This is a genomic window from Nesterenkonia sandarakina, assembly GCF_003003175.1.
Taxonomy (GTDB): Bacteria; Actinomycetota; Actinomycetes; order Actinomycetales; family Micrococcaceae; genus Nesterenkonia; species Nesterenkonia sandarakina_A.
Genome location: NZ_PVTY01000003.1, coordinates 118463 through 145365, shown reverse-complemented (window position 1 = coordinate 145365; position 26903 = coordinate 118463). Strand labels below are relative to the sequence as shown.

The window sequence follows — 26903 nt, the reverse complement described above, 5'->3', positions numbered from 1 at the left end:
GGTTCTGTGCGACCCGGGTGTCTACTGCCGCGTGTAGGACTCCCACTTGCGTGCCTGGTGCTCGGCGTCGATGATCCGGACCGTTCCGGACTTCGAGCGCATCACGATGGACTGCGTGGTGACCTTGTCGCCCTGGTATCGGACGCCGCGCAGCAGGTCGCCGTCGGTGATGCCGGTGGCGGCGAAGTAGCAGTTGTCACCGGTGACCAGCTCGTTGGTGGTCAGGACCCGGCTGACGTCGTGGCCGGCGTCGAGCGCCTTCTGCGCCTCTTCGTCGTCCACCGGGGCCAGGCGGCCCTGGATGACGCCGCCGACGGCCTTGATCGCGCAGGCGGTGATGATGCCCTCGGGTGTGCCGCCGACTCCCATCAGGACATCGATGCCGGAGCCTTCGCGGGCCGCAGCGATGCCGCCCGCGACATCGCCGTCCATGATGAAGCGCACGCGGGCGCCGGCCTCGCGGATCTCGGTGACCAGCTTCGAGTGGCGCGGGCGGTCCAGGACGCAGACGTTGAGCTGGCTGATCCGCTTGTTCTTGGCCTTCGCGATCAGGTGCAGGTTCTGCTTCACCGGAAGGCGCAGGTCGACCATGTCGGCGGCGTCGGGCCCGGTGATCAGCTTGTCCATGTAGAAGACCGCCGAAGGATCGAACATGGTGCCGCGCTCGGCAACTGCCAGGACGGCCAGGGCGTTGTTGTAGCCCAGTGCGGTCAGCCGGGTGCCGTCGATCGGGTCGACCGCCACATCGGCCTCAGGTCCGGCGCCGTTGCCGACCCGCTCGCCGTTGTAGAGCATCGGAGCCTCGTCCTTCTCACCCTCGCCGATGACCACGATCCCATTGAGGTTCACGGTGTCGAGCAGGGAGCGCATGGCGTCCACTGCGGCCCCATCGGCGGTGAGCTTGTCGCCCATGCCCACCCAGGCGCCGCCGGCGATGGCCGCGGCCTCGGTGACGCGCACCAGCTCCATGGCCAGGTGACGGTCGGGCTCGGAGTCCCCGACGGCCAGGCGTGCCGAGAGGTGGGAGAAGTCCTGGGAGGAGCCGTCGTCTGAGCGTTTGCCGCCGTGCTGCGAAGAATCGTTCATTGGCTTGGGCCACCTTGTCGTGTCGGCTTATGGCCGGCCTCGTCGCCGGCTCTGCCGCCATCATAGCCGCGAGCGGTGACGCGGCACCGAGTCACGGGCCCGGGCATGTCAGTCGACGGTGACACAATAGGAGCGTGACCGAGCCAGAAGAAACCCCCACTCCGCAGCTGACGCAGTCCCAGGCGAAGCGGATGCGTCAGCCCATGATCGGCGTGGTGATCACCGTCGCCCTCACCCTGCTCGGGGTGTTCGCCGTGATGGGACTGCGTCCGGAGCGGGACGTCGCCTTCACCCCAGATGTCAACGTCGAAGAAGCCGCCGGCTGGACCAGCGATGTCGCCGAGTACGCCCCCATCGTCCCGGATCTCCCCGAAGGATGGACCGCGAACTACGCCCGGTGGGAGAACCGCGCCGAGCTCGGGGTCACCGCCTGGGAGGTCGGGTACTCGGTCGAGGAGCAGAGCTTCCTGAGCTTCGCACAGACCGATGAGCCCAACCCCGCCTGGATCAACGAGCTGACGCGGCAGATCCGACCCACCGGGGAGGAGACCGTCGGCGGGCTGACCTTCGAGGTCCGGGAGAACGACGAATATCGGTACTACGTCCTGGAGGCTGAGGCGAACACGGTCGACGGCACCGCCATCGTGCTCGGCGGCGAGGCCCCGGACGAACAGTTCGAGAACTTCGCCGAGGCGGTCACCGAATCGATCGATGTTGAGGTAGAAACAGAGGACGACAACGGAGGTTCCACAGGATGACCGCATCGACCGCACCCGCCCAGCCGCTCCCCGCCGAAGTCTGGGAGCTGCTCAAGACCGGCAATGAACGCTTCGTCTCCGGCGAATCGAAGCACCCGAACCAGAATGCGGCACGCCGCTCCTCGCTGACCGAGTCCCAGCACCCGATGGCCGCGATCTTCGGCTGCTCGGACTCCCGGCTTGCCGCGGAGATCATCTTCGACGTCGGCCTCGGCGACGTCTTCGTGGTCCGCACCGCGGGTCAGGTCACCGACGACGCCGTGCTCGGCTCCCTGGAGTTCAGCGTGTCGGAGCTGAAGGTCCCGCTCATCGTGATCCTCGGCCATGACTCCTGCGGCGCCGTCTCCGCTGCGCTGCAGGCCAACGAGTCCGGCGTGACCCCCACCGGTTTCGTGCGCAGCCTCGTCGAGCGCATCACCCCCTCGGTGATGGCCGCTCAGCGCGCTGGAATCACCAGCGTCAACGAGACCGTCGAAGAACACGTCAAGCAGACCGCGCACCGGATCCTCGATCACTCTCGGGTGCTCCACGATGCCGTGGCCGAGGGCCGGACCGCCGTCATGGGCGTGACCTACCGGCTCTCCGAGGGACGCGCCGACGTCGTCACCAGCATCGGCGAGGTCTGAGCACCCGGGATCCACCGCCTCACGGCTGACTCTGCACAGGACCGTCAGGGCCATTCCATCCCGAGCTCCCGACGCCTAGGGTGGTGCCGTGATCGCGTTCATCACCGAACTCCTGAGCTCCGGATCGCTGCATCGCGCTGCGGCTGGTCTGTTGCTGCTGATCGGCGGGGTCGCCTTCGCGGTCTGCGCCCTCGCACTGAGCTTCATCGATCTGCGCGAGCACCGACTGCCGAATCGCATCATCTACCCCTGGGCAGTGATCGCGCTCGGGCTGCTGATCCCTACCGCGCTGCTTCTGGGCCAACCGTCGGCCGCGCTGCGCGCCCTGGCCGCAGCCCTGGTCTGGGGCGGAGTCTTCCTGCTCGTGCGCCTCGCCGCTCCCCCGGCGCTGGGCATGGGGGACGTGAAACTCTCCGTGGTGCTCGGCCTCTACACCGGGTTCCTCGGCTGGGACACCGTGCTGGCCGCCGTCGTGCTGTCGTTCCTGCTCGGCGGACTGGTCTCGACAGGGCTGCTGGTCTCGGGCCGCGGAACGGCCAAGACCGCAGTTCCGTTCGGGCCCTTCCTGCTGGTGGGCACCGCCATCGCGCTGATGCTCAGCGGCGGCACTCACTAGGCTGGGCACATGCCCACCCCTGATTTCATCAAAGAACTGCGTCAAGACATCGGCACCAAGGAGCTCTGGGTACCCGCGACCCGCGGCGTGGTGCTGCGCCGCCCGTCGGTGCACGACGAAGTCGCTGACTCCGCCTCGCAGGTCACTCATGCCGAGGGCGCCTCAACGGCCGAGACCGAGGTGCTGCTGGTCCGCCGGGCCGACAACGGCGCCTGGACCGTCACCTCGGGGATCCTCGATCCCGGGGAGGATCCGGCGATCGGCGCGGTCCGTGAGGTCGAGGAGGAGACCGGCGTCGTCGCCCGCCCGGTGCGTGTGGCCGGGGTCTTCGCGACCGGCCTGGTGCGGTATCCGAATGGGGACGCCTGTCGATACCTGGACACGGTCCTGGAGATGGAGCCGGTCTCCGGGCAGGCGCGGGTCAACGATGATGAGTCCGTGGAGGTCGGCTGGTTCCCGGTCTCGGAGCTTCCGGAGCCGATCAGCGAGGATCAGCGGATGGTCATCGACTGGGCGCTGGACGCCGAGGCCCCGGCCCGATTCCGCAGCTGACTTCGCCCCACCCCGCTGGTTGCGTTCCCCGGTCGGTACGTACCGACCGGAGAACGCAACCAGCCAGGATGGGAGCGGATCAGCCGGGGCGGGTCATGCTCATCAGGTCGAGGGACTCATCGAGCTGCGCCTCGGTGAGGTCACCGCGCTCGATGTAGCCCAGCTCGATCACGGCGTCGCGCACGGTGAGCTTGTTCTTCACCGCGTGCTTGGCGATCTCTGCCGCCGCCTCGTAGCCGATGTGCTTGTTCAGCGGGGTGACCACCGAGGGTGATGCCGCGGCGAGGAACGCGGCGCGCTCCTCGTTGGCGGTCAGACCCTTGATCATCTTGTCCGCCATCACGTAGCTGGTGTTCTTCAGCAGCCGGATCGATTCCAGCAGGTTCGCGGCCATCACTGGGATGCCGACGTTGAGCTCGAAGGCGCCGTTGGTGGAGGACAGTGCGACGGTGGTGTCGTTGCCGATCACCTGGGCGCAGACCTGGATCGCTGACTCGCAGATCACCGGGTTGACCTTGCCGGGCATGATCGAGGAACCGGGCTGCAGATCCGGGATGGAGATCTCGCCGAGCCCGGTGTTCGGGCCCGAACCCATCCAGCGCAGGTCGTTGTTGATCTTCATCAGCGAGTAGGCGATGTTGCGCAGCTGCCCGGAGGCCTCCACCAGCCCGTCCCGGTTCGCCTGGGCCTCGAAGTGATCACGGGCCTCGGTCAGCGGCAGTCCGGTGTCCTTGGCCAGGCTGGCGATGGCCTTCTCGGCGAAGCCCAGCGGGGTGTTGATCCCGGTGCCCACGGCGGTCCCACCCAGGGGCACCTCGGCCACCCGCGGCAGGGCCGAATCGATGCGCTCGACGCCGTAGCGCACCTGCGCGGCGTAGCCGCCGAACTCCTGACCGAGCGTCACCGGGGTGGCGTCCATCAGGTGGGTGCGGCCGGACTTCACCACGAAGGCGAACTCTGCTGACTTCACCTCCAGCGCCTCGGCGAGGTAGGCCAGAGCGGGCTGCAGGTCGTTGACCAGCGCGGAGGTGGCTGCCACGTGCACGGAGGTGGGGAAGACGTCGTTGGAGGACTGGGAGGCGTTGACGTGGTCGTTGGGGTGGACTTCCTTGTCCGAGCCCTTCTCCGCCAGGTAGCGGTTGGCCAGGGTGGCCAGCACCTCGTTGGTGTTCATGTTCGAGGAGGTCCCGGAACCGGTCTGGAACACGTCGATCGGGAAGTGCTCGTCGAGGTCTCCGGTCTCGACCAGCTCGGCGGCGTGGACGATGGCCTCGGCGAGCTCGGCGTCGAGCACCCCGAGCTCCTGGTTCGCCCGGGCTGCGGCCTTCTTCACCCGCGCGAGTGCTTCGATGTGGGCGCGCTCGAGAGTGCGTCCCGAGATCGGGAAGTTCTCCACGGCGCGCTGGGTCTGTGCGCGATACAGGGCCTGGGCGGGCACCTTCACCTCACCCATGGTGTCGCGCTCGATACGGTATTCGGTCTCAGCAGTGTTCTCGGTCATAGCCTCAGTCTAATAACCGATCGCTCGAGGCCAGCACTGTGACGCGCAGCCGGGCGGCTCGAGAACCGCAGGTCGTCGGCGCGGAGCTCAGTCGTCACGGGTGATCAGTCGACGCTGGTGATCAGTCCGCTGAGGAACTTGGCCACCGCGGCGCGCTCGACCTCGGTGAGAGTCTCCACGGTCTCGAGCATCCGGCGGTGCATCTCGCTGAGCGTCTCGCGCACCTCGTGGTCACCGGAGATCGTGGGTTCGATGGCCACCGAGCGGCGGTCGCTGGGGAAGGGGACGCGCCGGACGTAGCCGTCACGGATCAGTCGGTCAACCAGCACGCTGACGGAGGCGGCGCTGATGTCCAGCTCTCGGGCGAGATCGCGCTGGCGCAGCAGCTCTCCGGCGGACTGGGCGCGCAGCACGTAGCGCAGGGCGAGCAGGTCGGTCTCCCCCATGCTCATCGACTCCCGGGTGCGCGAGCGCATTCGCCGCTCGGACTCTCGGTACCGGCGCAGCAGGTTCAGCACCTCCACCGAACTCGGCGCATGGCCTGAGCCCTGATACCAATAGCCGCCGGGTCGAGGCGTCGGGGCATCGGGGGCTTCAACCCGCTCGAGGGGCTGGCGTCCGGCTTCGTCCTTCGACATCTCCACCTCGGGACGGCGCACAGGCCATCACATCGCAATAGTTGCACAGACTAAGTGTTAGCCCGTCTAGGCAATGATAGGGCACCAGAACTGCGACTGCCAGCGCCGTCGCACGCCGGGCCCCTGGCCTGCGTAGCATGGGGTGATGAGCAGAGCATTCCAGCGAGGCCGAGCAGACGCACCGATCAGCGCCGGCGATTCCTGGGAATCGCTGAGCACCGACCTGAGGTCGACCTTCGGTCGGACCTTCCTGCCCGTCGTCGTGCCGCTGGCCGGCATGTGGGCGGTGTACCTGGTGATGGTCTTCACCGGGAACTGGATGAATCGGGCGCTGGGACTGCAGGCTCGCGACGTCGACGGCCTGCTCGGCATCGTGTTCATGCCGCTGCTGCACGGCGGCTTCGGGCATCTTCTGGGAAATTCGATGTCCTGGCTGTTCCTCGGAGGCATGCTCTCGCTGCTGACTCGGCGATTCGTGACGATCACCGCCATGATCTGGCTGCTCTCCGGCGTGCTGCTCTGGATCGGGGGGACGCCGTGGGTCTGCCACGCCCCGGAGGGCTTCGACTGCGGCGGGCTGCACATCGGGGCCTCCGCCGTGATCTACGGCTTCGCGAGCTTCCTGGTCGCCTACGGCTTCATCACCCGCCGGATCCTCGCGGTGATCTTCTCCCTGGCCGTGATGTTCCTCTACGGACTGAGCATGCTCATGGCCATGACGCCGCTGAGCCCGGGCGGAGTCTCCTGGTCCGGTCACCTGGCCGGCGCGCTGGCTGGAGTGATCGTGGCCTTCATCTTCACCAGATCCCTCCGGGGCGAGAAGTCCCAGAAGAAGCTCGCGCGGCGCTGAGCCGAGCGCCCCGCCCACCCTGGGCAGACGGGGCGCATTCAGCCGCCGCGAGCCTAGGCGTCTTCGAGCAGCTCGGTGACCAGCGCCGCGATCCGGGAGCGTTCCGAGCGGGTCAGTGTGACGTGGCCGAAGAGCGGGTTGCCCTTGAGGATCTCGACCACCGCGGCGATGCCGTCGTGCCGGCCCACCCGGAGGTTGTCCCGCTGGGCGACGTCGTGGGTGAGCACGATCTTTGAATTCTGTCCCATCCGGGACATCACGGTGAGCAGCACGTTCTTCTCCAGCGACTGCGCCTCGTCCACGATCACCCAGGCGTCATGCAGCGAGCGCCCGCGGATATGGGTCAGCGGCAGCACCTCGAGCAGCCCGCGGTGCATCACCTCATCGAGCGCGTTCTCCGAGACCAGCGCGCCGAGCGTGTCATAGACCGCCTGTCCCCAGGGGTTCATCTTCTCCGCCTCGGAGCCGGGCAGGTAGCCCAGCTCCTGGCCTCCCACGGCGTAGAGCGGTCGGAAGACGATGATCTTCTTGTGCTCGCCGCGCTCCAGGACGGCTTCGAGCCCGGCGCAGAGGGCCAGCGCGGACTTCCCCGTTCCGGCTCGACCTCCCATCGAGACGATGCCCAGCTCCGGGTCCATCAGCATGTCGATGGCCAGTCGCTGCTCGGCGGAGCGTCCGTGCAGCCCGAAGACCTCGCGATCTCCGCGGACCACCTGGACGTATTTGTGGGAGGCGCCGTTCTGCTTGACCCGGCCCAGCGCGGAGCCGCGATCGGAGGAGATCACCAGTCCGGTGTTCACCGGCAGCTCTTCGGCGTCCTCGAGGTCGATCTTCTCGCCCTCGTAGAGCTGAGCTATCTGCTCGGAGCTGGCGCTGACCTCGGCCAGTCCGGTCCAGCCGGAATCGGTGACCCATTCATTGCGGTACTCATCGGCCGCGAGTCCCATGGCGGAGGCCTTCACCCGCATCGGCAGGTCCTTGGACACCACGGTGACCTCACGGCCTTCGTCGGCGAAGTTCTTCGCCACCGCGAGGATCCGCGCGTCGTTGTCGGAGCCGCGGAAGCCCTGCGGGAGGACGTCCAGTGAGATGTGGTTGAGCTCCACCAGCAGCTGTCCGCCCAGGTCGTTGAGCGGGATCGGCCGATTCAGCGCCCCGTGCTTCACTCGAAGCTCATCGAGCAGCCGCAGCGACGAGCGGGCGAAGTACCCCAGCTCCGCGTCGTGACGCTTCTTCTCCAGCTCGGAGATGACGACGACGGGGAGGATCACCTCATGCTCGGCGAACCTCAGGAAGGCCTTCGGGTCCGAGAGCAGCACCGAGGTGTCGATCACATAGGACTTCTGCGCGATCACATCGGCGATCGCAGAGTCGAGCGCATCGCTGCTGACGGAGTCAGGCGTTGCAGGGGTCAGATTCGAGGAGGCCACGATTTCTCCATATCCGGAAACACAGAAGGTCCCGACCGCGAGTCATGGTGGACGGCGCCTGGTGGCGCATCCGGCTCGTGGCGGAACCTTGAACTGTCCCCGTTGTGATTCTCAGGGGTGGTCGGTTCGGCCCGGTGGGGCCGGTCCGACCCCTTCTACGTGATGCCTCTGGCATACGTGATCGGGCCTCTCCGGTCAGTGTTCTGACACTTCGAAGCGTACTCTCAGATGGAACTACATGGCAGTAGTTCTGAATGATCTTCGTGTGACGAACGGGTAAACAGTTCAAGCCCTGACGCTCATGACCTGGAACCGCACCGGCCAGGAGACGCGTCAGTTCCCGAAGCGCCGTTGCCGCTGTGCGTAGTCGCGCAGCGCGCGGATGAAGTCCACGCGGCGGAAGTCCGGCCACAGCGCCTCACAGAAGTAGAACTCCGAGTACGCCGACTGCCACATCAGGAAGCCGGAGAGGCGCTGCTCCCCCGAGGTGCGGATGATAAGATCAGGGTCGGGCTGACCGCGGGTGTAGAGCCAGTCGGCGATCGACCCGGGGGTGAGCTCCTCGGCCACCTCGCTGATGCTGCGTCCCTGCGACTCGGCGTCGCGCAGCAGCTCCTTGACCGCGTCGACGATCTCCTGTCGCCCGCCATAGCCCACTGCGACGTTCACGTGCACGGCCGGCTCCTGGTCGGCCTGGGCAAGCTCGGCATCCACGCAGCGCAGCCGTTCGGCCAGCGGTGCGGGCAGCAGCTCGGGCTGGCCCACCGGGTGGACCCGCACGGGTCGGCCGCCGGGACGGGATTCACAGAGCCGCTCCAGGGTGTCGGCGATGATCTCCATCAGCTGGTCCAGCTCTTCGGCGGAGCGACTCATATTGTCGGTGGAGAGCATGTAGAGGGTCACCGTGGGCACGCCGAGCTCGGCGCACCAGTCGATGAACTCCACGATCTTGTTCGCCCCCGCCAGGTGCCCGTCGGCGGTGGGGGTGCCGGCAAGCTTGGCCCAGCGTCGATTGCCGTCCACCACCACGCCGATATGCTGCGGGATCCGATCCTGCGGCAGCGCGCGGCTGATCTGCCGTTCATAGACGGCGTAGGCGAGAGAACGCAGCCCCATGGGACCTCCTGCAATATGGACGCGTTCCCACCCTAAGGGACGGCACCCGGATCTGCGCCCGAGCCGGGCGCCGGTCCGGGTGCGGCGTGCGACACATCAAGTTACCGACCGGTTACATGTGGCTCTAGACTGGTGCCGTGGCCAAGACACAGCGTGAGACGAAGCTCTCCCCCCTGGAATCTGCGCAGCAGGGTCCTGGCGGCGACTCCTTCGACGGTTCCGCGACCCGCAAGCCGCGACTGCGCGGGTGGCTCCACGCCGGCATGATCCCCCTGGCACTCGCCGCCGGCATCGTCCTGATCGCGCTGGCGCCCTCGGGTGCGCTGCGCGCAGCCTCCGTGGTCTACGTGATCACCGGGCTGATGCTGTTCACGGTCTCGGCGACCTACCACGTGGGCAACTGGTCACAGCGCACGGGCATGATCCTCAAGCGCCTGGACCATACGAACATCATGCTGATCATCGCGGGCACCTACACACCGCTGACGCTGGCGCTGCTCCCCGAGCCCAAGGACACGATCCTGTTGGTCGCGGTATGGATCGGCGCACTGGCAGGGGTCGCCTTCCGGGTGCTCTGGACCAGCGCGCCACGCTGGCTCTACACCCCGAGCTATGTGATCCTCGGGCTCGCGGCGCTGGTCTTCATGGGAGACTTCTTCGCCGCAGACCCGGCGGCCGCGATCTTGATCTGCGTCGGCGGTGCCGCCTACATCATCGGCGCGGTCTTCTATGCGATCAAACGACCCAACATCTCGCCGGAGTGGTTCGGCTTCCATGAACTCTTCCACGCCTGCACGCTCATTGGCTTCACCTGCCACTACATCGCGATCATGCTGGCCCTGCTGGGCTGAGTCTTCACTCGCGCAGCGGCACTGAGTCTTTACCCACGCAGCGCGGCGAGGGCCTGATCCACCGATCCCACCGGCGGCAGGCAGACCATCGAGCCCACTGAGTTCAGGCACACGCTCAGCCGAAGCTCCGCCTCAGGACTCGCAGTCTCCGCTGGAACCGGTTCCACCGGCACCCCGTGCAGCGCGCCGATCCGACGCACCTGTGCCAGATCCTCAGCGGTCCCGGAGAGGAACCGGAAGGCCGGCGATCTGCGCCCTGCACGGCGGGCGACCAGCAGGGAGGCCCCGATCACCGTGGGCGCCTTCGCCGCGGCAAGCTTCACATGCTGCAGGATCTGGGCGGGCCTGAGGTCCTCGGTGCCCAGCAGCTCCAGCGCCTCGGCCATCTGCAGCGCCTGGGCCAGGGCGGCCACGCTGCTGGGCTCGGGACCATCCAGCGGGGTCGCCAGCAGCGGTCCCTGTGCGGCGGTGGCGAGCAGCCCCGTGGTGTCCGGGCTCTCCAGCAGCTGCAGCTCCCCGTTCTCGCGGCGCACGAGGTTCTCCAGGATCTGGCGCAGCACGGCGTGCCCGCGGCGCAACCACGCGGCGTCGGCGCCGGCGGAGCTCAGCTGGAAGCAGGCCGCCGCGACATGCGCGTGATCGGCGAGACCCCCGGGCTCGACCGCGGGCACCCCGGCGTAGGAGATGCGCCGCACGCTCGCCCTGCCGGCCGGCTGGATCCCGTCGGTCTCAGCTGCGGGATCACCGTGGGGATCACGGCCGGGATCATCACCGGGCTCGAGCGTGACGTGGGTCTGCCAGAGCCGCTCGGCGAGCGCCTCGGCCCGGGCCAGCAGTGCGGCGTCGTCCCAGAGCGCCGCGGCCGTCGCCATCGAGGAGACCGCCTGCGCATTCCAGGCCGCCACGACCTTCTCATCCCGTGCCGGCTGATCGCGCAGCGCACGACGACGGCGCAGCTCCGGCGCGATCTGCTCCCAGAGCTGCATCTGCGCCCCGGTCAGCGGTTCGTCGAAGTGCAGGGTCCGCGGAGTCTGCGCACCGATGTTCAGCGGGGCGCCGTGGGTGATCGACTGCTCATCGGCGGGCACCCCCCGGTTCAGCGCCACCAGCTGCTGTGCCTGCTCCTCCCCCAGCCCTGCGGCCCGGGCGGCTTCGTGCAGCTCGGCGTCGGAGAACAGGTAGGTGGCCCCCTCGGCGTGCTGGCCCCGGGAGTCCACGGTGTCGGCGTCGAGCGAGGAGGCGAGCAGGCCGGAGTCGGGCAGCAGCATCCGCTCGGTGAGCCAGTCCAGGCTGAGCCGGGCCTGGCGCTCGGCGTGCGCACGCGACTCCGCGTCTGCGGCGGGGTGCACGCTGAGTCGGGCCCAGTGACCGATGAGCTGGGCATTGTCATAGAGCATCTTCTCGAAGTGCGGCAGCGCCCAGGCGAGATCGGTGGCGTAGCGGGCGAAGCCGCCCTCGACCTGGTCGAAGAGCGCGGACCGTCCGAGGGCCTCCACGGTCCGGACCGCCAGTCCCGCGGCGGCGGAGCCTGGGTCCCAGACCGACTCCTCCAGCAGGAAGCCCAGCAGCGCGGAGGGCGGGAACTTCGGCGCGGAGCCGAAGCCTCCGTGGACCGGGTCCTCCTGCTCGCTCAGCACCGCCAGCGCGTCGGAGACAAGACCGTCGAGCTCCGCAGGGTCGATCGTGACCGGCTCCGGCGCCGCGTCAGGCGTCCCCGCAGGTCCGCTCTCCGGGACCCGCTGCGCGGCGCTGGCTGAGGCGCCGGCGGGGCGGCGCGCGCCGTCGTCGTCCTGGGTGTACACCGTGGTGGCCAGCCCGGCCTGCTGTCGGCGCTGAGCTCCGAGGGACGCCGCGATCTTGCCCGCGGAGGTCTCGACCTCCGTGCGGCGCTCGGTCCAGGCCTGGTGGACGGCGTCGAGGACCTCGGCGAAGGAGGGGACCTGTCCGATCCGGCGGGGCGGGAAATAGGTGCCGGCGTGGAAGACCCGGGCGTCGGGCAGGGTGAAGACGCTCATCGGCCAGCCGCCCTGCCCGGTCATCGCCTGGGTGGCGGCCATATAGGTGTCATCCACATCCGGGTGCTCCTCGCGGTCCACCTTGATCGCGACGAACCGCTCATTCAGCGTCTCTGCGAGCGCCGGATCCGCAAAGGACTCGGCCGCCATCACATGGCACCAGTGGCAGGCCGCGTAGCCGATGGACACGAAGACCGGGACGTCGCGGCGGCGCGCCTCGGCGAAGGCCTCGGCTCCCCAGGGGCGCCAGTCCACGGGGTTCTCCGCATGGGAGCGGAGGTAGAGCGACGAGCTTGCGGCGAGGCGGTGTCCCATCCGCCAAGTCTCGCGCACCCGCGACCGGGCGTCGAGCGACTCCGCTCTCCGGGGCGGCCGCTCAACGACGGTGGGGGCTCAGCGGCTCAGCTCGAGGTGCGGGATCCCCTCCGGCTCGAACCCGAAGATCTGGCCGTAGAAGCTGAGCGAGGCCTCGAAGCTGGTGATGATGTTCTCGGCCTTGCGGAACCCGTGCTGCTCCCCGGCGAAGAGCAGATACGCGTGCGGGATCGACTTCGCGGCCAGGGCGTCGCGGAACAACTCTGCCTGGTTCGGGGGCACGATCGGGTCCTCGTCGCCCTGGAGCAGCAGCACCGGGCAGTTCAACGAGTCCACGTGGTTCAGCGGCGCCCGCTCGCGGTAGATCGCGGCCGCCTCGGGATAGGGCCCGACGAGCCCGTCGAGGTAGCGCGACTCGAAGTCGTGGGTGTCCTCGGCCAGCGCGACCAGGTCGGCCACCCCGAAGCTGGAGACTCCCGCGGCGAAGGTCTCGGTGCGGGTCAGACACGCCAGCGTGGTCCATCCTCCGGCGCTGCCTCCCTCGATCCCCAGCCGCGCAGGGTCGGCGATGCCCTCCGCGACCAGGTGCTCCATCACCGCGACGGTGTCCGCGACGTCCACCACTCCCCACTGCCCCTTGAGCCGGTCGCGGTAGGCCCGGCCGAACCCGGTGGATCCGCCGTAGTTGATGTCCACCACTCCGATGCCGCGCGAGGTGTAATAGGCGATCCCCAGCGAGAGCCCGACGGCGGCCTGTCCGGTGGGTCCGCCGTGGACCTGGGCGATGAACGGGGGCAGCTCCCCCGCCGGAGCGGCGAATCCGACCTGACGCGGCCGGTAGAGCACTGCGTGGATCGCCTGCCCGGCCCTGTCGCGCACCGTGATCGGCTCCGGAGCCGGCAGCAGCCCCGGGTCGGGGGCGTCATCACGGGAGGACCGGAGGACGCCGAGGCCCTTCAGGTGCCACTGCCCGTCGGTGCTCTCGAGGTGACCCAGGCTGATCGCGGCGAACTCGGTCCTCGAGGCGCCGTGCAGCGCGAGCGCCCCGTCGTGACGCAGGCTCACTCCGGAGATCGTGGTGTGCGGGAGCTGCAGCGGCGTCACCGTCCCGGTCGCGAGGTTCAACACGCCGAGCGAGTCCGTGGCGGTGCCGTGGATGCTCAGCGCGTGGTCGGCGTCGATCATGGTGAGCCAGCGCGCGCCGAGCTGCCACAGCGGCCCGGCATACTCCTGCTCATCGACCAGCAGCTGCTGCGGACCCTCGGTCCCCGCAGCGCCGGTCCGGCTCCCGGTCTGCGTCCCGTTCTGGGCCGTGGTCTGCACCGTCCAGGGGTTCCACCAGCCGGAGCGGTCGCTGAGGTAGAGCAGCTCCCCGTCGCGACGCCACTGCGGCTGCAGCACCGACACCTCAGGCCCGCCGTCGAGCACGGTGTCCTCGACCACGATCCCGCCGGCGACCCGGCCCAGGTGCAGCTCGGTGCCGTCCCACGGCATCTGCGGATGCTCCCAGGAGATCCAGGCCAGCTGGGTCCCATCAGGTGAGAGCTGCGGGTGCGCGACGAAGCGCGAGGACGGGGTGACCTTGCGCACCGCGAGCTGATCCTCGGCGGCTGTCCCGTCCAGTGGGAGCGCCGCGATATAGCGTTCGATCAGCGGCGCACCGTCAGCATCTGCTCCGTCCAGGTGCTCCTCACAGACCCACCAGACCTCGACGGCCCCGTCGGCGAGCGAGACCGCCGTGGGCTGGGCCCAGCGCAGCGAGGGCCCCCCGGCTTCAGCCACCTCGGGACCCACCGGGCTGATCGGCTGCGGAGCACCACCCTCGGCGAAGGCGTAGACCCGCTGGTCGGCGAAGTTCACGAACAACACCAGCGGCGCATCAAAGCCGTGGTCGCCGGGCCGAGCGCCGGCTGGCAGCCCGAGTCCTGCTGCGGTCCTCGCGGGCAGCGCGATCCACGAGGAGCCCCCGTACTCGTGGACCCGAGACCGGGCGTTGAACGGCGCGGGCAGCACGGTCACGGTGTGCGGGCGCGTCGAAGGGGTCAGGCGGGCCGCGTCGTCGTCGTGGTGCGGCGTCGCGAGCGGATCTGCCGCGGTCCGCACGATGGTCTGCCGGCCGCCCTCAACCGCCAGCGCCTCGCTCCACCAGAGCTGCTCGCCCACCCACTGCGGGCTGCCCAGCCGGTTGCCGCCGACGGCGAGCTGCTCGGCGGAGATGGTCGAAGGCCAGGACCCGTACGGGAGAGTTGTCACCATGGCGCCAGTGTAGGACACCCCACCCAGTCGTTGAGTGGCTGAATCCGCGGCCATCTCGGGCAGGAATCCCACTCGACTGCTCGTAGAATCCGCCCCTCAGCGCGGGGAGCTCAGCGCGAGCCGTCCGCGCCGAGGCTCAGGGCTCATGGCTCAGGGCTCAGGGCTCAGCGGGATGGTGGGTGCGGTTCGTTCTCCGCGGGCGGGGCAGGCGTCGTCGGGGCCGGGCCGAAGCGGGCCTCGGCGGCGGCGTCGCGGGAGCGCTGCTGGGCGGCGGAGATCTCGGATTCGGTGATCTCTCCGGGGAACTCGGCCTCGTCCTCGCCGTATTCAGCCTCCACCTGCGCCCGGTATTTCATCCGGCGCATCCGCTTGACCAGGTCGCGGACCACCACGATGAGCAGCACCACGACCAGGGCGGTGAAGAGGAAGCCTTCGATCCCCGGGGTGATGTCGGCTTCTTCCAGCCCAGGACGGAGCTCGGGAGCGTCACCGCCGCCGCCACCTGGCCACGGGTTGTTGACCGAGGGAATTAGAACCACAGGTGTCTCTGCCTTTGAACGTCGTCAGTCCTGGCGGACCGGGCTTCTTCGGCGGCCGCCGACGGCGACCGCTGGCTCAAGTCTACGCGTTGTAGAAATTCAGCGACGAACCGAGTCCTCAGCGCAGGCCGCTGAACAGGTCGTGTTCCGGCAGCTCGGTCTTGACCCGGGAATCGACCAGGACGTAGTCGTCGTAGGGCCAGACCTCGCGCAGGAAGTCGTTGGGCGTCGCGAAGAAGAAGCCGTCGGGCTCCACCTGGGTGCGGTGGGCGCGCAGCGCACGATCGCGGTGCTCGAGGAAGGTGCCCACCGGGATCTGCGTGGTCACCTCGTGATCGGTCATCCAGGGGATCGACCCGTCGCGGAAGCGCAGCAGGCGATCTTCATACGGGGACTCATGCCCGGCCTCGATCAGGGCCTGGTGCAGCGCCTCGAATCGTCCGGGGTTGAAGGCGCGGTCATAGTAGAGCTTCTGCGGCTCCCAGGCCTCACCGGGACCCTGGTACCGGGCGGCGTCCCCGGCGGCCTGGTAGGCCTCCACCGTGATCTTGTGACTCATGATGTGGTCCGGGTGCGGGTATCCGCCGACCTCGTCGTAGGAGAGGATCACGTGCGGCTTGAACCGGCGCACGAGGCGCACCAGCGGGGCCGCGGCCTGTTCCAGCGGCAGCGTCGCGAAGCTGCCGAAGGGCAGCGGCGGGGTGGGGTCCCCCTCGGGCAGTCCTGAATCGGCGAAGCCCAGCCAGACGTGGGAGATGTTCAGCGCCTCGGCGGCCTCGGCCATCTCCATCCGGCGGACCCCGGGGAGGTCGCGGTGGGTCTGCAGGATCTCCCCGGCCGCGGGGTTGAGCAGATCGCCCTGCTCGCCGCCGGTGGCGGTGGCCACCATGACTTCTGCCCCGGCGGCCGCGTAGGCAGCCATCATCGCGGCCCCCTTCGACGACTCATCATCCGGGTGTGCGTGCACGGCCAGCATCCGCAGGCCGGAGGACCTCGGGAGGCTCTGTGCCTTGGCGCCGGCGACCGCGGCGGCCACCACGTCGGTGCTGACATCGGTGCCGTGGTGGACGACGGCGTCGGAGCCCGCCGGGGAGCTCGCCACCCCCGCTGAGCGGGGCGAGGCGTCCGGTGAGGACTTCTGGGAGAGAGTGCGGTGTGAGCTCTGCATAAGCACCTAGAATAGTCCTGATGACTGAGTCCAGCACCACCGACGCCGCTGCCTCCACCGAGCTGGAGTCGCGCTATGGCGCCCCCCGGCGCAGCGTGCCCGTGAAATCCCAGCGCTGGATGATCATCGGCGCGCTGATCCTCGCGTTCGGCGCGCTGGTCTACGTCACGGTGGGCAATACGGTGGGTCAGCTGACCCATAACGACGTCGGGTACACGATCACCTCGGACACCGAGGCCTCGGTGGACTTCGAAGTCTCCAAAGACCTGGATGCTACTGTTCAATGCATGGTCCATGTGCTGGACAACAGCTACGCAGTCGTCGGCTCCCGGGTGGTCACGATCGGCCCTCAAGAAGGGTCGAACCCCGCGGATCGCAGCGAGTATTACCGCACCGATGTGCGCACCGAGTCCCGCGGAGTCACCGGAGTGGTGGACTCATGCTGGGACGTCGACTGACCACTGCATCACCCGCATCACACATAGAGCTCTAGCAGACGGGCTCCACACCCTTCTAATGGGGGCCTGTCCTTGAAACCCGACTCTTTGTTCTTCCGACTCCGCGGCGTGATCGCGCTCGTGCTTCTGCTCTGCTTCGTGGCCGCCTTCGTGCTCAGCGCCTGCGGTCCCGCCTCCCAGATCACCACGGGTGAGCACCGCAGCGTGACCGTGCTTGCGGCGCCTTCCACCGCGCCGGCGCTGGATGCGCTCAACGCCGATCTCCAGGAACGCCAGAGCGGGGTCTCCGCCCAGGTGGAGTACCTCGGCGCCGAGGACCTGCAACGCAGGATCGAGTCCGGCCATGACGCCGACCTGGTCCTCACCGCCTCGCGGGAGCAGATGCACACGCTCACCCAGGGCGGCAGCATCGAGGGTGATCCGCTGCCGCTGGCGAGCAACCGTCTCGTGCTCGTCGCCACCGCGGCGAACCCGCACAGCATCGAGGGCTTCGACGACTTCGCCGCACGCGCCGTGGACCTCAGGCTCAGCACCTGCGCCGGAGATGCTCCCTGCACCGAGCAGGTCACCGACCTGTCCGGCTCCTTCGACCTGGACCTCGCCGGAGAGGACTTCGAAGTCGCCACCGCCAGGCTCACCTTCGGGGACGCCACCGCACTGGAGAGCCTCACCGCAGGCGAGAGCGACGCCGCCCTGACGTACGTCACCGACGTGCTGGCCCAGGACGCCGCCCTGCAGACCTTCGAGCTGCCGGAGTTCCAGCGCAGCACCACCCAGGTCTGGGCCGGGGTGCTCGCCGAGCCGGCAGACTCCGGCGCCGCCAACGAGTTCCTGGGCATCCTCGCAGGGGAGCGCGCGCGTTCCGCGTTCAGCGGAGCGGGCTTCCTTCCAGCTCCTGTCGCGGAAGCGGAGGCCAGAACCGATCACTAGGCACGGTCCTGATTGAGAATCCGGAGCGCCCCCACTAGCATGTGGGGAACGCATCAACACCCCGCCGAGGCATGTTCCGGGCTCAAGGCCGAACACCATGCCGTCCCACGGCGGGGTCTTTGCATGAATAAGGAGAGATGAACAGTGTCAACGAACACCCCCGAGATCGACGAGAACGCTCAGTGGCTGACCCAGGAGGCCTACGATCGGCTGAAGGGCGAGCTCAAGCACCTCAGCGGACCCGGTCGCCAGGAGATCGTTGACCGCATCGAGTCTGCCCGCGAAGAAGGCGACCTCAAGGAGAACGGCGGCTATCACGCCGCCAAGGAGGAGCAGGGCAAGGCCGAGGCGCGCATCCGTTACCTCAACGACCTGCTGGAGAACGCCTACGTCGGCGAGGCTCCCACCGGTGACACCGTGGTCCCAGGCATGCTCGTCGAGGCCAAGATCGCCGGCAACGCGATGAAGTTCCTCTTCGGCAACCGCGAGATCGCCGGAGATTCGGACCTCGAGGTCTACTCCGAGCGCTCCCCCATCGGCGAGGCCATCAACGGTGCCAAGCCCGGGGACAAGCTCAGCTACTCCGCGCCCAACGGCAAGGACATCCCGGTGGAGATCCTCTCCGCCGAGCCTTACCGCGGCTGATCGGCCCTCCGTCTGACCCAGCACTGCGTCAGAGGAGGCGGCGATACCGCTGCGCACGACGACGGCGGCCCCCTCCACGTGGAGGGGGCCGCCGTCGTTCTCGGGGCTTGCTTGTCAGCTCAGGCGGCTGAGCGGGTCAGTGCTGCGGGACCATGGGCTCGTAGCCCTGGGCGCGCAGCCGGTTGAGCACCTTCTCGGAGTGTTCCGCGCCCTTGGTCTCCATGTTGATCACGATGGAGACCTCCCCCATGGACAGCGCACCACCGATCCGGCTGTGATCGACCCCGGTGACGTTCGCGTCGGCGTCGGCGATGATCTGCGAGATCGTGGCCAGCTCGCCGGGAAGGTCCTTGAGCATCATCTTCACGGTGAGGAACCGGTTGGCGGCGGAGAGGCCGTGCTGGATCACGCGCAGCATCAGCATCGGGTCGATGTTTCCCCCGGAGAGCACGGCGACCACGTTCTTTGGCCTGATGCCCAGATCGCTGAGCTTGCCCTCCATCAGCGCCGCGACGGGCACCGCCCCGGCGGGCTCCACGACCATCTTGGAGCGCTCCAGCAGGAAGATCAGGGCGCGGGCGATCGCGTCCTCGCTGACCGTGACGACCTCGTCCACGAGGTCCTTGATGATCTCGAACGGGATCTCCCCGGGACGGCCCACCGCGATGCCGTCAGCGATGGTGCGCACCCCCTTGATCGGGACCAGCGCGTCGGCGGCGAGAGACGGTGGGTACGCAGCCGCGTTCTCGGCCTGGACGCCGATGATCTTGACCTCCCGGCCCAGCCTGGCGGCCTGCTGCTTGATCGCCACGGCGGAGCCGGCGAGCAGCCCGCCCCCGCCGATGCCCATGATGACGGTGTCGACCTCGGGCTGCTGTTCCAGGATCTCCAGACCGATGGTCCCCTGGCCGGCGACGACGTCGGTGTTGTTGAACGGGTGGATGAACACCGAGCCGGTCTCATCCGAGTGCCGCTGCGCCTCGGCGAGGGCCTCGTCGACGTTGGACCCGTGCAGGATGACTTCGGCGCCGTGGTCCCGGGTGGCCGCCAGCTTGGGCAGCGCCACGCCGTGAGGCATGTAGATCTTCGCGGTGATGCCGAGCTTCTTGGCCGCCAGCGCCACGCCCTGGGCGTGGTTGCCGGCAGAGGCTGCGACGACGCCGCGTGCCTTCTCCTCCTCGGAGAGCCGGGCCATGCGCACGTACGCGCCGCGCACCTTGAAGGACCCGGCACGCTGGAGGTTCTCCGCCTTCAGGTGCACCGTGGCGTCCACCAGGCGCCCCAGGGCACGTGAGTGCTCCATCGGGGTCCGCACGATGATGTCGGCAAGCAGCTCCTGTGCGGCTTCGATGTCCTCGATCTGGACGCTGAGCTGCGCACCTGGGCGGGTCCGTGCCTCGGGGCTGTGCTGGATCTGAGTCATTCTCGCCTGCCCTCATCCTCGGGATGGGTATCGGTTCGGTTCTCTGTTCGCGTCTGCGGTCCGCTCACCGTCTCGGCGGTTCCGGCCTCGGTGTCGGGGTGCGGGCGGGTGCCGGCAGCGGTGTGCGTCTCGGTGCGGGTGACATCACCCTCGGCTGCGTCGCCACGTCGTCCGAAGCCGCGCCGACCGGGATCGAGTCCTGGGATGGTCTCCTTGAGCCGGCGGGTGATGTTCGCCAGCGAGGCCTGCTCCTCGGCCTCCTGGACCTCTTTCTGCGCGGCGCGTTTGATCGCCTCTTCCTTCTCCAGCTTCTCCATCGCCTTGGCCTCGGGGTCCCCGCGCCACTCCTCCTTCACCAGGTACTGCGCGGCCCGGTTGACGAAGGCCAGGACCGGCACGGCGAAGAGCGCGCCGACGATGCCCAGCAGGGTGGTGCCGGCGGTCACCGCGAGGATCACGGCCAGCGGGTGCAGCCGCACCGCCTTGCCCATCACGATGGGCTGCAGGATGTTGGACTCGATCTGCTGGACCAGCAGCACCACGCCGACCATCAGCAGCGCGTTGCCCAGCCCGTTGGCCACCAGGGCGAGGATCACGGCGACGGCGCCGGTGACCACAGCGCCGACGATCGGGATGAAGGAGCCGAGGAAGACCAGCACGGCCACCGGCAGCGCCAGCGGCACGCCCAGCAGAGCCGCGCCCACACCGATGCCGACGGCGTCGACGCCGGCGACGAAGACCTGCACGCGCATATACGAGCCCAGGGCGGTCCAGCCGCGACGCCCGGCGCCGTGGATGGCGGGGCGGTGCTTGCCGGGGGCGAAGAAGACCAGGAAGTCCCAGATCTTGCGGCCATCGGCCAGGAAGAAGATCAGGGTGAACAGTGCCAGGATTCCGCCGACGACGATGTTGCCGGCGGTGGAGCCCAGCGCCATGGCTCCGCCGAGGATCGCCTCAGAGTTGTCCTGCAGGTAGGTCAGGCCCTCTTGCAGGCCCTGGTTGATCTGATCGGCGGAGATCTCGAACCCGAAGCGTGCGGCGGTGTCCTCCGCGAGGGTGACCAGCTCAAACAGGCCTTCGGTGACCTGGCTGGCCATATCGGCGAAGCCCTCGACCAGCTGCTGTCCCACGAGGAAGAGCAGCCCGGCGACGAAGCCGATGAGCACCAGCAGCGTGGTGATGGCCGCCACCACTCGGGGGAACTTCCACTTCACGAACACGTTGTGCAGCGGACGCAGCAGCGTGGCCAGCAGCGCCGCGACCAGCAGCGGGATCAGCAGCAGCGAGATGTGGCTGAGCAGCCAGATCAGCACGCCCACGAAGAGCAGGATGATGATGACGCGCCAGGACCAGGCGGCGGCGATCCGGATGCCCCACGGGACGTCGTCCTGGATCCGCTGCTCCTCGGCCATACGGGGAGGCACGTCCTCTTCCATCAGCTCGAGCTTTTCGACAGTGTTCATTGCTCCATCCTGCCATGGCTCAGGGGTGGCGAGACGACGACGGGCCCGCCTGATGCGCTGAGGCATCGGGCGGGCCCGTCATCTATTACGGGGAGTCCGCTGCTGTGCGCTGTTCAGCGTCAGAAGCGACTCGGTTCTCGGGTGTGCCTATTCGGCCATCGAGCGGACGATCGCGATCACGCGGAGGATCTCGATGTAGAGCCACACCAGGGAGACGGTGAGTCCGAAGGCCGCGGCCCAGCCGTACTTCTGCGACACACCGGCCTCCACACCCTCCTGGATGTTGGTGAAGTCCATCACCAGGGAGTAGGTGGCCAGCAGGATGGCGAAGGCGCCGATGGCGACGCCGAACCAGCCCGAGCGCAGACCGAACATTTCCATATCGGTGAACATCATCAGGCCGAAGTTCATCAGCGAGAACACGGCATAGCCGATGATCGCGACGAAGAACATCTTGTTCAGCTTCGGGGTGGCGCGGACCTTGCCGGACTTGAACAGGGCCAGCACCGTGCCGAAGACGGCGAGGGTGGCCAGCACTGCCTGCACGGCGATGCCGGGGAACATCATCTCCATGACCATGGTGAAGGCACCGAGGAAGAAGCCCTGGGTGGCGGAGTAGGCCAGGATCAGGGCCGGGTTCGGCTCCTTCTTGAAGGCGTTGACCAGACCGAGTCCGAAGCCTGCGAGGGCTGCGACGAGTGCCAGCGCCATGATCGCGCCCGGCATGACCATGCCGAGGGCGACGGCCCCGGCGGCGCCGAGCAGCACCACGGCAAAGCTGGTGACGGTCTTGCGGATGACATCGTCATAGGTCATCGCCGCACCCTGGGAACCGGCCGCGTCGGGCAGGTTGTACTGGCGGTTCAGCTGGTCCGCCCCGGCACCGCCGGCCTGCTGACCGGGCATGCCGTACTGGGCGGCGAAGGGCTGGCCCTGGGCGGGACTCTGGCGCGACTGCTCGGTCACGCCACCCTGGTCATTCATGTAGAACCGGCGCCGCTCGCGCTTCTTCTCGCTGAACTGGTCAGGGAAGGCACCGGTGTTGAAGATCGGGTTGGACATGGTGTGACCGCACTCCTATCGGTGCTCGGTGGAGGTCTCTTCGTCTTCCCCCCGCAGGTCACGGCCCCACGGCCGGTCGCATGAGGGAGGAATCCTCAAATATTCTAGCGTCCCGGCCTCCTGGAGGCTGGAGATTACCTGGGAATCTGCCAGAGGCGGACGGAGAACCCGCTCCGGGGTTATATTTGAACGGTGTTCAACAGATCTTCCGCGCCCGCCGCGTCGACCGATATCCCGGCCACACCTCCGGCTCCCCCCAGCACTGCGGTGCGCAGCATCGCCCAGATGGCGATGTTCGCCGCCCTGGTCGCAGTGCTGGGCCAGCTTCCCGCCATCCCCCTGGCAGGCGGCGTACCGATCACGCTGCAGACGCTGGGGGTGATTCTGGCGGGCGCCGTGCTGGGACCATGGCGCGGGGCCGGCGCCATCGTGCTGCTGCATGTACTCGTGGCGGCGGGGCTGCCGCTGCTCGCCCACGGCTCAGGGGGCCTCGGCGCGTTCGCGGGACCCAGTGCTGGGTTCGCGCTGGGCTGGATCCCCGGAGCCTTCCTGGTGGGACTCATCACCCAGGCGTCCTGGCCGCTGCGCCTCTGGCGGACCATCACCGGCGCCGTGCTCGGCGGGATCGTCGTCGTCTATGCCTGCGGCCTTCCGGTCATGGCCTTCCAGATGGGGCTCGACCTTCAGCAGGCAGCACTGATCAACCTGGCCTTCCTCCCAGGGGATCTGGTCAAGGCTGGGATCGCCGTGGCGCTGACCCACTCGCTGGCCCGGGCCTACCCCGCCCCGTTCACCCACGCCCGCAGGCGCCGGCAGTGACCCTGCCCTCGGGCACGCTGCCAGCCGCGGTGCGGCCAGGGTGATCCCGCTCTACCGGCACGGCACCTCGCACCTGCACCGGATGCCGGTCGGCGCGAAGTTCCTGGGGATCTTCGTCGCGGCACTGGCCGCCTCGGTGTTCCGGGAGAGCCTCGGCGTGCTGCTGAGCATCTGGACCGTGACCCTGCTGGGATTCCTGCTCTCCGGCACCCGAGTCCGCGGGCTGTTCGCCCAGCTGTGGCGGCTGAAATGGCTGGTGCTGGTGCTGACCATCCCCCAGCTGATCTTCCTGACCCCCGCCGAGGCCGGTTTCAACGTCGCGCGGGTGCTTGCCGTCGTGATGCTGGCCGCGCTGTTCACGCTGACCACGGCGACCTCGGACATCCTCTCCAGCGTCGAGCGAGTCCTGCGCCCCCTGGATCCGGTGCTGCTGCGAGGGGGACTGAGCGCAGAACGGATCTCGCTGGCATTGTCGCTGACGATCCGGTCGGTGCCGGTGATCCTGTCCTTCTACGCCGATATCCGTGAGGCCCAGCGGGCCCGAGGGATGCGGCCGACGCCGCGGGCCACCGTGCTGCCGCTGCTGGTGATGAGTCTGCGCCATGCCGAGGAGACCGCCGAGGCGCTGGCCGCGCGCGGGGTGCGCTGAGACTCTCCCCGGCCTGATCCAGGTCCCACCCCGGCAGGGTCGATCCGACGGCATCCCCAGCCGACTCCGGCCCGCATCATCCCGACGCCGGGTCCGCTCCGGTCCAGGTCTGGAGCCGTCCGCACATCCCCCACAGCCGCGGTTCGGGACGGGGTTGGCCGCGGATCACCGCAGCCTCGCGCAGGTGTGCGCCATCCCCTGCGCCCAGCGCGAGGAGCTGCGACCGGGTCCGTTCGGTCTCGGCCTCGACGGTGCGCGCCCAGATCTGCTGCCAGTCCCCGATGCGTGGTCGGACCAGGTTCACCGCGAGCTTGTGGAAGTGCTCCATGGCCTCCGGCCCCTGGGACTCGATCCTGCCCAGCAGCTGCTCATACCCTGTGAGGGCGAGGTCCCGCCGGGTCCGCGCCGCCGCCGCCCGCACGGCGTCGTCGCCCTCGGCGGGCAGCGCCACGGCCTCCCGGTAGCGCTGCGGATCGGCGAGGATCTCCTCGGGGAAGGTCAGCACCGCATCCCCGGCCTCGGGGAGTCCGGCGTTGGACATGATCACCTGCATCTGCAGCTGGTCGTGATTGATCAGCCGGTGCACCGTGCCCGGGGTGAACCAGAGCAGCGAGCCGGCAACGAGGTCGTCGCGGGCGGGGCCGGCGGCGCTGATGGTGTGCACCTCGCCACGACCGGAGGTGACCACGTAGGCCTCGGTGGAGAGCGTGTGCAGGTGGGGCGATCCCCCGTGCAGCCCGTCGGCGGTCTCCCAGTCATAGACGCACAGGTGGCTCAGCGAGGTCCCGCCGGGGAACCTCGACAGCGCCCGCGGAGGCGGCGGCTGGGCCGGAGTCGGCTCGCGAGTCTGGCTGCTCATCAGAGCGCGAACTCCTGCCCGATCTGGGTCCGCTCCTGAGGCTCCAGCACCCGGGCGATGAAGAGGAACCGGTGGTGCAGCCGCAGCGCGGCCCCTGCCGGAAGGTGGATCTCCTCGTCGAAGGCCGGGGACTGGCTCGCCACGGCGAAGATCGCGGTGCGGGTGAACCATTTGATCGGCGGCAGCGGGGTCCCGGCGCACTCCGAGGTGCCGGCGAAGGCCATGATGGTGCCGCCGCCGTCGAGGTCGTCGTGCTCGGAGGAGAAGGCGACCCAGTCGGCCACCTGGCCCATGGTGTTCTCCTCGCCCTCGGCGCCGGCGGAGTTGACCACCTGACAGCCGCTCCAGGAGCGGGGACCGCGCCAGAACCAGCCGGTGTATCCGGCATTGGGGCGCCCCGCCGTCGTCGGGCTGCCCAGCGGCAGGGTTCCTCCAGAGACGTTGGTCAGCTCGGTGGTCAGGTCGATCGCCCAGATCCCGCGGGCGGTGTCGAGCGAGTGCACGCGCTGGACCCGGTGCTCGTCGATCCAGTGCTCTCCGCGCGAGGTGATCCATTCCAGGGTCTCGTCGAAGGTGACCTCGTCTCCCCCGCTCGGCGCGGTGCTGAAGCCGGTGTGGTTCATCCGACCCAGGTTGCCGCGCATCTTGTAGCCGTCTTCGGCGGCGAAGGTCGGGCCGCCCCAGAAGTTCTGATCCGCCACGTGGGACCAGGTGAACTGCAGTCCGGTGTGCCAGCGGTGGTCCCAGGGGCGGCGGACCGAGGCTTCGCCACCGTCGAGGAACCGCAGCGGGTAGAGGTAGGGCTTCGGCGCCTCGTCCTGCGGGGAGTCCGGGTGGATGACGTAGCGCAGGATCTCGGTGCCGGCGGCGGTCACCGCGATCTCCTTCTCCCCCGGGGTGACCTCGAACTGGGCGGTCGGGTGCGTCCCGGAGCCGGTCGCAGCGGCGGCGGGTGCGGAATCGGTGTGCTGCTGGTCGGTGCTCATCGGTCAGTTCTTCTTCCCGTAGCTGTAGGACTCGTCATGCATCGCGGTGTAGTAGGGGCCGTCCTGGCGCAGCTCGGAGCGCTTCACCGGCACTCCGGTCTCCGCGGACTGATACAGCGCCGCGATGAACTCCAGGGTGCGGCGGCCCTCCTCCCCGGAGGCGCGCGGCCGGGCCTTGGCCTCCATCGAGTCGAGCAGCTCGGAGAGCTGCTGCCGGTGTGAGGAGGGAACGTTCTCCTGCGGCGCCCAGGCCTCGACCGCCGCGAGGTCCTCGGCCGCGTGCGGCGCCGGGGTCCAGGTCCAGGAGCTGTTGTCGTAGCCGTAGAGGTGTTCCACCTCCACGGTGGCGTCCTGGAAGTCGAAGCGCAGGTAGGAGACCTCTCGAGGGGAGATCACGCTGGTGACCACGGTGGCGATGGCGCCGTTGGCGAAGCGCACGATCGCGGAGGAGAAGTCCTCGGTCTCGACGTCGCGGTCAAGCTTCTCGGCCACCGCGGTGATCTCGGTCCACTCCCCGAGCACCTCCAGGAGCAGGTCGATCTGGTGGATTCCGTGACCCATCGCCGGACCGCCGCCCTCGGTGGCCCACTTGCCCCGCCAGGGCACGTCGTAATAGGCGTGGGGTCGGTACCAGAGGGTGTTGCACAGCGCGACCAGGGGCCGGCCCAGCGTGGAGTCCGCGACCTGCTTCTTCAGCGTCTTCGCCCCGGAGCCGAAGCGGTGCTGGTAGACGTAGGAGGCGTATGGCCCGCCTTCGACCTCCTGCGCCGCGACCGCGTCATACTCGGCCAGGGTGAGCACCGGCGGCTTCTCACACCAGACCCAGGCGCCGGCCTGCAGGCCCTGGATGGCGGCGTCCTTGTGCGCCGAGGGCGGGGTGCAGATGATCAGCAGATCGGGAGACTCCGCATCGAGCAGCTCCTGCGCGGAGGCGAAGCGGCCCGGGATCCCCCACTCATCGGCCACCTGAGTCACCCGGTCAGGATCCAGGTCAGCGATGCCCACGACCTCCACGCGGTCCTGGTGGGCCTTCAGCGTGGGCAGGTGGGCGATGGTCGCGATGCCGCCCGCGCCGATGATCCCGGCCCGGATCTTGGCACCCCGGCCGGTCGGTGAGTGTGCGGTCTCAGACATGCGGTCTCCTCGGTGACTGGGAATGGGCTTCGAACACCCATAATGTGAACGATCACTTGAATCGTCCCACCCGAGGTTATTGACTCCAGAGTGTGACTGTCAACACATTCACCCGATCGGTTGACGTGATGGGTATGCGAGGATCGTCGCAACAGCCC

General features: G+C 68.6%; 26 protein-coding genes. 11 read left to right on the top strand and 15 right to left on the bottom strand.

Going from position 1 to position 26903, the window contains the following annotated elements; all coding sequences use genetic code 11:
• Positions 1 to 21: 21 nt before the first annotated feature.
• The gene (gene glpX / locus BCL67_RS03400) at positions 22 to 1086 is read right to left on the bottom strand and encodes a class II fructose-bisphosphatase (protein ID WP_106122044.1); all 1065 of its coding nucleotides are present in this window, start codon (positions 1084 to 1086) and stop codon (positions 22 to 24) included.
• A 134-nt stretch (positions 1087 to 1220) separates the two neighbouring features.
• Here glpX and BCL67_RS03395 point away from each other — a divergent pair, with 134 nt between their 5' ends.
• From BCL67_RS03395 to BCL67_RS03380, 4 genes are all read left to right on the top strand, one after another.
• Complete coding sequence (locus BCL67_RS03395; protein ID WP_106122043.1) at positions 1221 to 1844, top strand: DUF4245 domain-containing protein; 624 nt, start codon at positions 1221 to 1223, stop codon at positions 1842 to 1844.
• Positions 1841 to 2470 (top strand): carbonic anhydrase, encoded by a 630-nt coding sequence (locus tag BCL67_RS03390; protein ID WP_106122042.1) that lies wholly within the window; start codon positions 1841 to 1843, stop codon positions 2468 to 2470. The genes BCL67_RS03395 and BCL67_RS03390 overlap by 4 nt, the downstream gene beginning before the upstream one ends.
• Positions 2471 to 2558: 88 nt before the next feature.
• Complete coding sequence (locus BCL67_RS03385; RefSeq protein ID WP_258174724.1) at positions 2559 to 3086, top strand: prepilin peptidase; 528 nt, start codon at positions 2559 to 2561, stop codon at positions 3084 to 3086.
• Between the two features lie 9 nt (positions 3087 to 3095).
• Positions 3096 to 3638: an NUDIX domain-containing protein gene (locus BCL67_RS03380; protein ID WP_106122041.1), complete on the top strand. Its 543-nt coding sequence runs from the start codon at positions 3096 to 3098 to the stop codon at positions 3636 to 3638.
• 79 nt (positions 3639 to 3717) lie between these two features.
• On the opposite strand, the gene BCL67_RS03375 is transcribed toward BCL67_RS03380, so the two are convergent.
• Both BCL67_RS03375 and BCL67_RS03370 read right to left on the bottom strand, forming a co-directional pair.
• Positions 3718 to 5139: a class II fumarate hydratase gene (locus BCL67_RS03375; RefSeq protein ID WP_106122040.1), complete on the bottom strand. Its 1422-nt coding sequence runs from the start codon at positions 5137 to 5139 to the stop codon at positions 3718 to 3720.
• 104 nt (positions 5140 to 5243) lie between these two features.
• The gene (locus BCL67_RS03370) at positions 5244 to 5777 is read right to left on the bottom strand and encodes a MarR family winged helix-turn-helix transcriptional regulator (RefSeq protein WP_106122144.1); all 534 of its coding nucleotides are present in this window, start codon (positions 5775 to 5777) and stop codon (positions 5244 to 5246) included.
• A 145-nt stretch (positions 5778 to 5922) separates the two neighbouring features.
• On the opposite strand from BCL67_RS03370, the gene BCL67_RS03365 reads away from it, so the two are divergent.
• The gene (locus tag BCL67_RS03365; protein WP_106122039.1) at positions 5923 to 6627 is read left to right on the top strand and encodes a rhomboid family intramembrane serine protease; all 705 of its coding nucleotides are present in this window, start codon (positions 5923 to 5925) and stop codon (positions 6625 to 6627) included.
• Positions 6628 to 6680: 53 nt separating this feature from the next.
• Here the strand turns inward: BCL67_RS03365 and BCL67_RS03360 are convergent, their stop codons facing one another.
• Together BCL67_RS03360 and BCL67_RS03355 are read right to left on the bottom strand one after the other, a co-directional pair.
• A complete protein-coding gene (locus tag BCL67_RS03360; protein ID WP_258174735.1) occupies positions 6681 to 7982 on the bottom strand; it encodes a PhoH family protein in 1302 nt (433 codons plus the stop codon).
• Positions 7983 to 8390: 408 nt separating this feature from the next.
• Positions 8391 to 9173, bottom strand: a complete 783-nt coding sequence (locus BCL67_RS03355; RefSeq protein WP_106122037.1) for an isoprenyl transferase — start codon at positions 9171 to 9173, stop codon at positions 8391 to 8393.
• Between the two features lie 173 nt (positions 9174 to 9346).
• Between BCL67_RS03355 and trhA the strand changes: the two genes are divergently transcribed.
• Entirely contained in the window at positions 9347 to 10024 is a 678-nt protein-coding gene (gene trhA / locus BCL67_RS03350; protein ID WP_258174734.1) for a PAQR family membrane homeostasis protein TrhA, read from the top strand.
• Positions 10025 to 10053: 29 nt separating this feature from the next.
• On the opposite strand, the gene BCL67_RS15720 is transcribed toward trhA, so the two are convergent.
• The 4 genes from BCL67_RS15720 to mca all read right to left on the bottom strand — a co-directional run bounded on the left by BCL67_RS15720 (position 10054) and on the right by mca (position 16125).
• Positions 10054 to 12354 carry a thioredoxin domain-containing protein gene (locus BCL67_RS15720; protein WP_258174722.1) on the bottom strand — a complete coding sequence of 767 codons (2301 nt, stop codon included), beginning with the start codon at positions 12352 to 12354 and terminating at the stop codon, positions 10054 to 10056.
• Between the two features lie 78 nt (positions 12355 to 12432).
• Positions 12433 to 14610 (bottom strand): prolyl oligopeptidase family serine peptidase, encoded by a 2178-nt coding sequence (locus BCL67_RS03340; RefSeq protein ID WP_106122142.1) that lies wholly within the window; start codon positions 14608 to 14610, stop codon positions 12433 to 12435.
• A gap of 164 nt (positions 14611 to 14774) precedes the next feature.
• Positions 14775 to 15149, bottom strand: coding sequence for a hypothetical protein (locus BCL67_RS03335; protein ID WP_106122036.1), 375 nt, complete (start codon positions 15147 to 15149; stop codon positions 14775 to 14777).
• 118 nt (positions 15150 to 15267) lie between these two features.
• Entirely contained in the window at positions 15268 to 16125 is an 858-nt protein-coding gene (gene mca, locus BCL67_RS03330; RefSeq protein WP_106122141.1) for a mycothiol conjugate amidase Mca, read from the bottom strand.
• Positions 16126 to 16337: 212 nt separating this feature from the next.
• Between mca and BCL67_RS03325 the strand changes: the two genes are divergently transcribed.
• The 3 genes from BCL67_RS03325 (at position 16338) to greA (ending at position 18350) form a co-directional block, all read left to right on the top strand.
• Entirely contained in the window at positions 16338 to 16775 is a 438-nt protein-coding gene (locus BCL67_RS03325) for a DUF4307 domain-containing protein (RefSeq protein WP_106122035.1), read from the top strand.
• Between the two features lie 72 nt (positions 16776 to 16847).
• Positions 16848 to 17705, top strand: a complete 858-nt coding sequence (locus BCL67_RS03320; RefSeq protein WP_219886377.1) for a molybdate ABC transporter substrate-binding protein — start codon at positions 16848 to 16850, stop codon at positions 17703 to 17705.
• 144 nt (positions 17706 to 17849) lie between these two features.
• Positions 17850 to 18350 (top strand): transcription elongation factor GreA, encoded by a 501-nt coding sequence (gene greA / locus BCL67_RS03315; RefSeq protein WP_106122033.1) that lies wholly within the window; start codon positions 17850 to 17852, stop codon positions 18348 to 18350.
• A gap of 136 nt (positions 18351 to 18486) precedes the next feature.
• On the opposite strand, the gene ilvA is transcribed toward greA, so the two are convergent.
• The 3 genes from ilvA to BCL67_RS03300 all read right to left on the bottom strand — a co-directional run bounded on the left by ilvA (position 18487) and on the right by BCL67_RS03300 (position 22298).
• Positions 18487 to 19773, bottom strand: a complete 1287-nt coding sequence (ilvA, locus tag BCL67_RS03310) for a threonine ammonia-lyase (protein ID WP_106122032.1) — start codon at positions 19771 to 19773, stop codon at positions 18487 to 18489.
• Positions 19770 to 21236: an AI-2E family transporter gene (locus tag BCL67_RS03305; protein WP_106122031.1), complete on the bottom strand. Its 1467-nt coding sequence runs from the start codon at positions 21234 to 21236 to the stop codon at positions 19770 to 19772. Before BCL67_RS03305 ends, ilvA begins: the two co-directional genes overlap by 4 nt.
• A gap of 147 nt (positions 21237 to 21383) precedes the next feature.
• Complete coding sequence (locus BCL67_RS03300; protein WP_106122030.1) at positions 21384 to 22298, bottom strand: Bax inhibitor-1/YccA family protein; 915 nt, start codon at positions 22296 to 22298, stop codon at positions 21384 to 21386.
• Positions 22299 to 22490: 192 nt separating this feature from the next.
• Between BCL67_RS03300 and BCL67_RS03295 the strand changes: the two genes are divergently transcribed.
• Entirely contained in the window at positions 22491 to 23117 is a 627-nt protein-coding gene (locus BCL67_RS03295; RefSeq protein ID WP_258174720.1) for a biotin transporter BioY, read from the top strand.
• 40 nt (positions 23118 to 23157) lie between these two features.
• Positions 23158 to 23766: an energy-coupling factor transporter transmembrane component T family protein gene (locus tag BCL67_RS03290; RefSeq protein WP_106122029.1), complete on the top strand. Its 609-nt coding sequence runs from the start codon at positions 23158 to 23160 to the stop codon at positions 23764 to 23766.
• Between the two features lie 76 nt (positions 23767 to 23842).
• Here BCL67_RS03290 and BCL67_RS03285 read toward each other — a convergent pair whose 3' ends face one another.
• From BCL67_RS03285 to BCL67_RS03275, 3 genes are read right to left on the bottom strand one after another with little or no spacing between them, the layout of a single operon-like run.
• Entirely contained in the window at positions 23843 to 24625 is a 783-nt protein-coding gene (locus tag BCL67_RS03285; RefSeq protein WP_106122028.1) for a cupin domain-containing protein, read from the bottom strand.
• A complete protein-coding gene (locus BCL67_RS03280) occupies positions 24625 to 25611 on the bottom strand; it encodes a DUF6807 domain-containing protein (protein ID WP_106122027.1) in 987 nt (328 codons plus the stop codon). The genes BCL67_RS03285 and BCL67_RS03280 overlap by 1 nt, the downstream gene beginning before the upstream one ends.
• A gap of 3 nt (positions 25612 to 25614) precedes the next feature.
• The gene (locus tag BCL67_RS03275; RefSeq protein ID WP_106122026.1) at positions 25615 to 26745 is read right to left on the bottom strand and encodes a Gfo/Idh/MocA family protein; all 1131 of its coding nucleotides are present in this window, start codon (positions 26743 to 26745) and stop codon (positions 25615 to 25617) included.
• Positions 26746 to 26903: the final 158 nt, after the last annotated feature.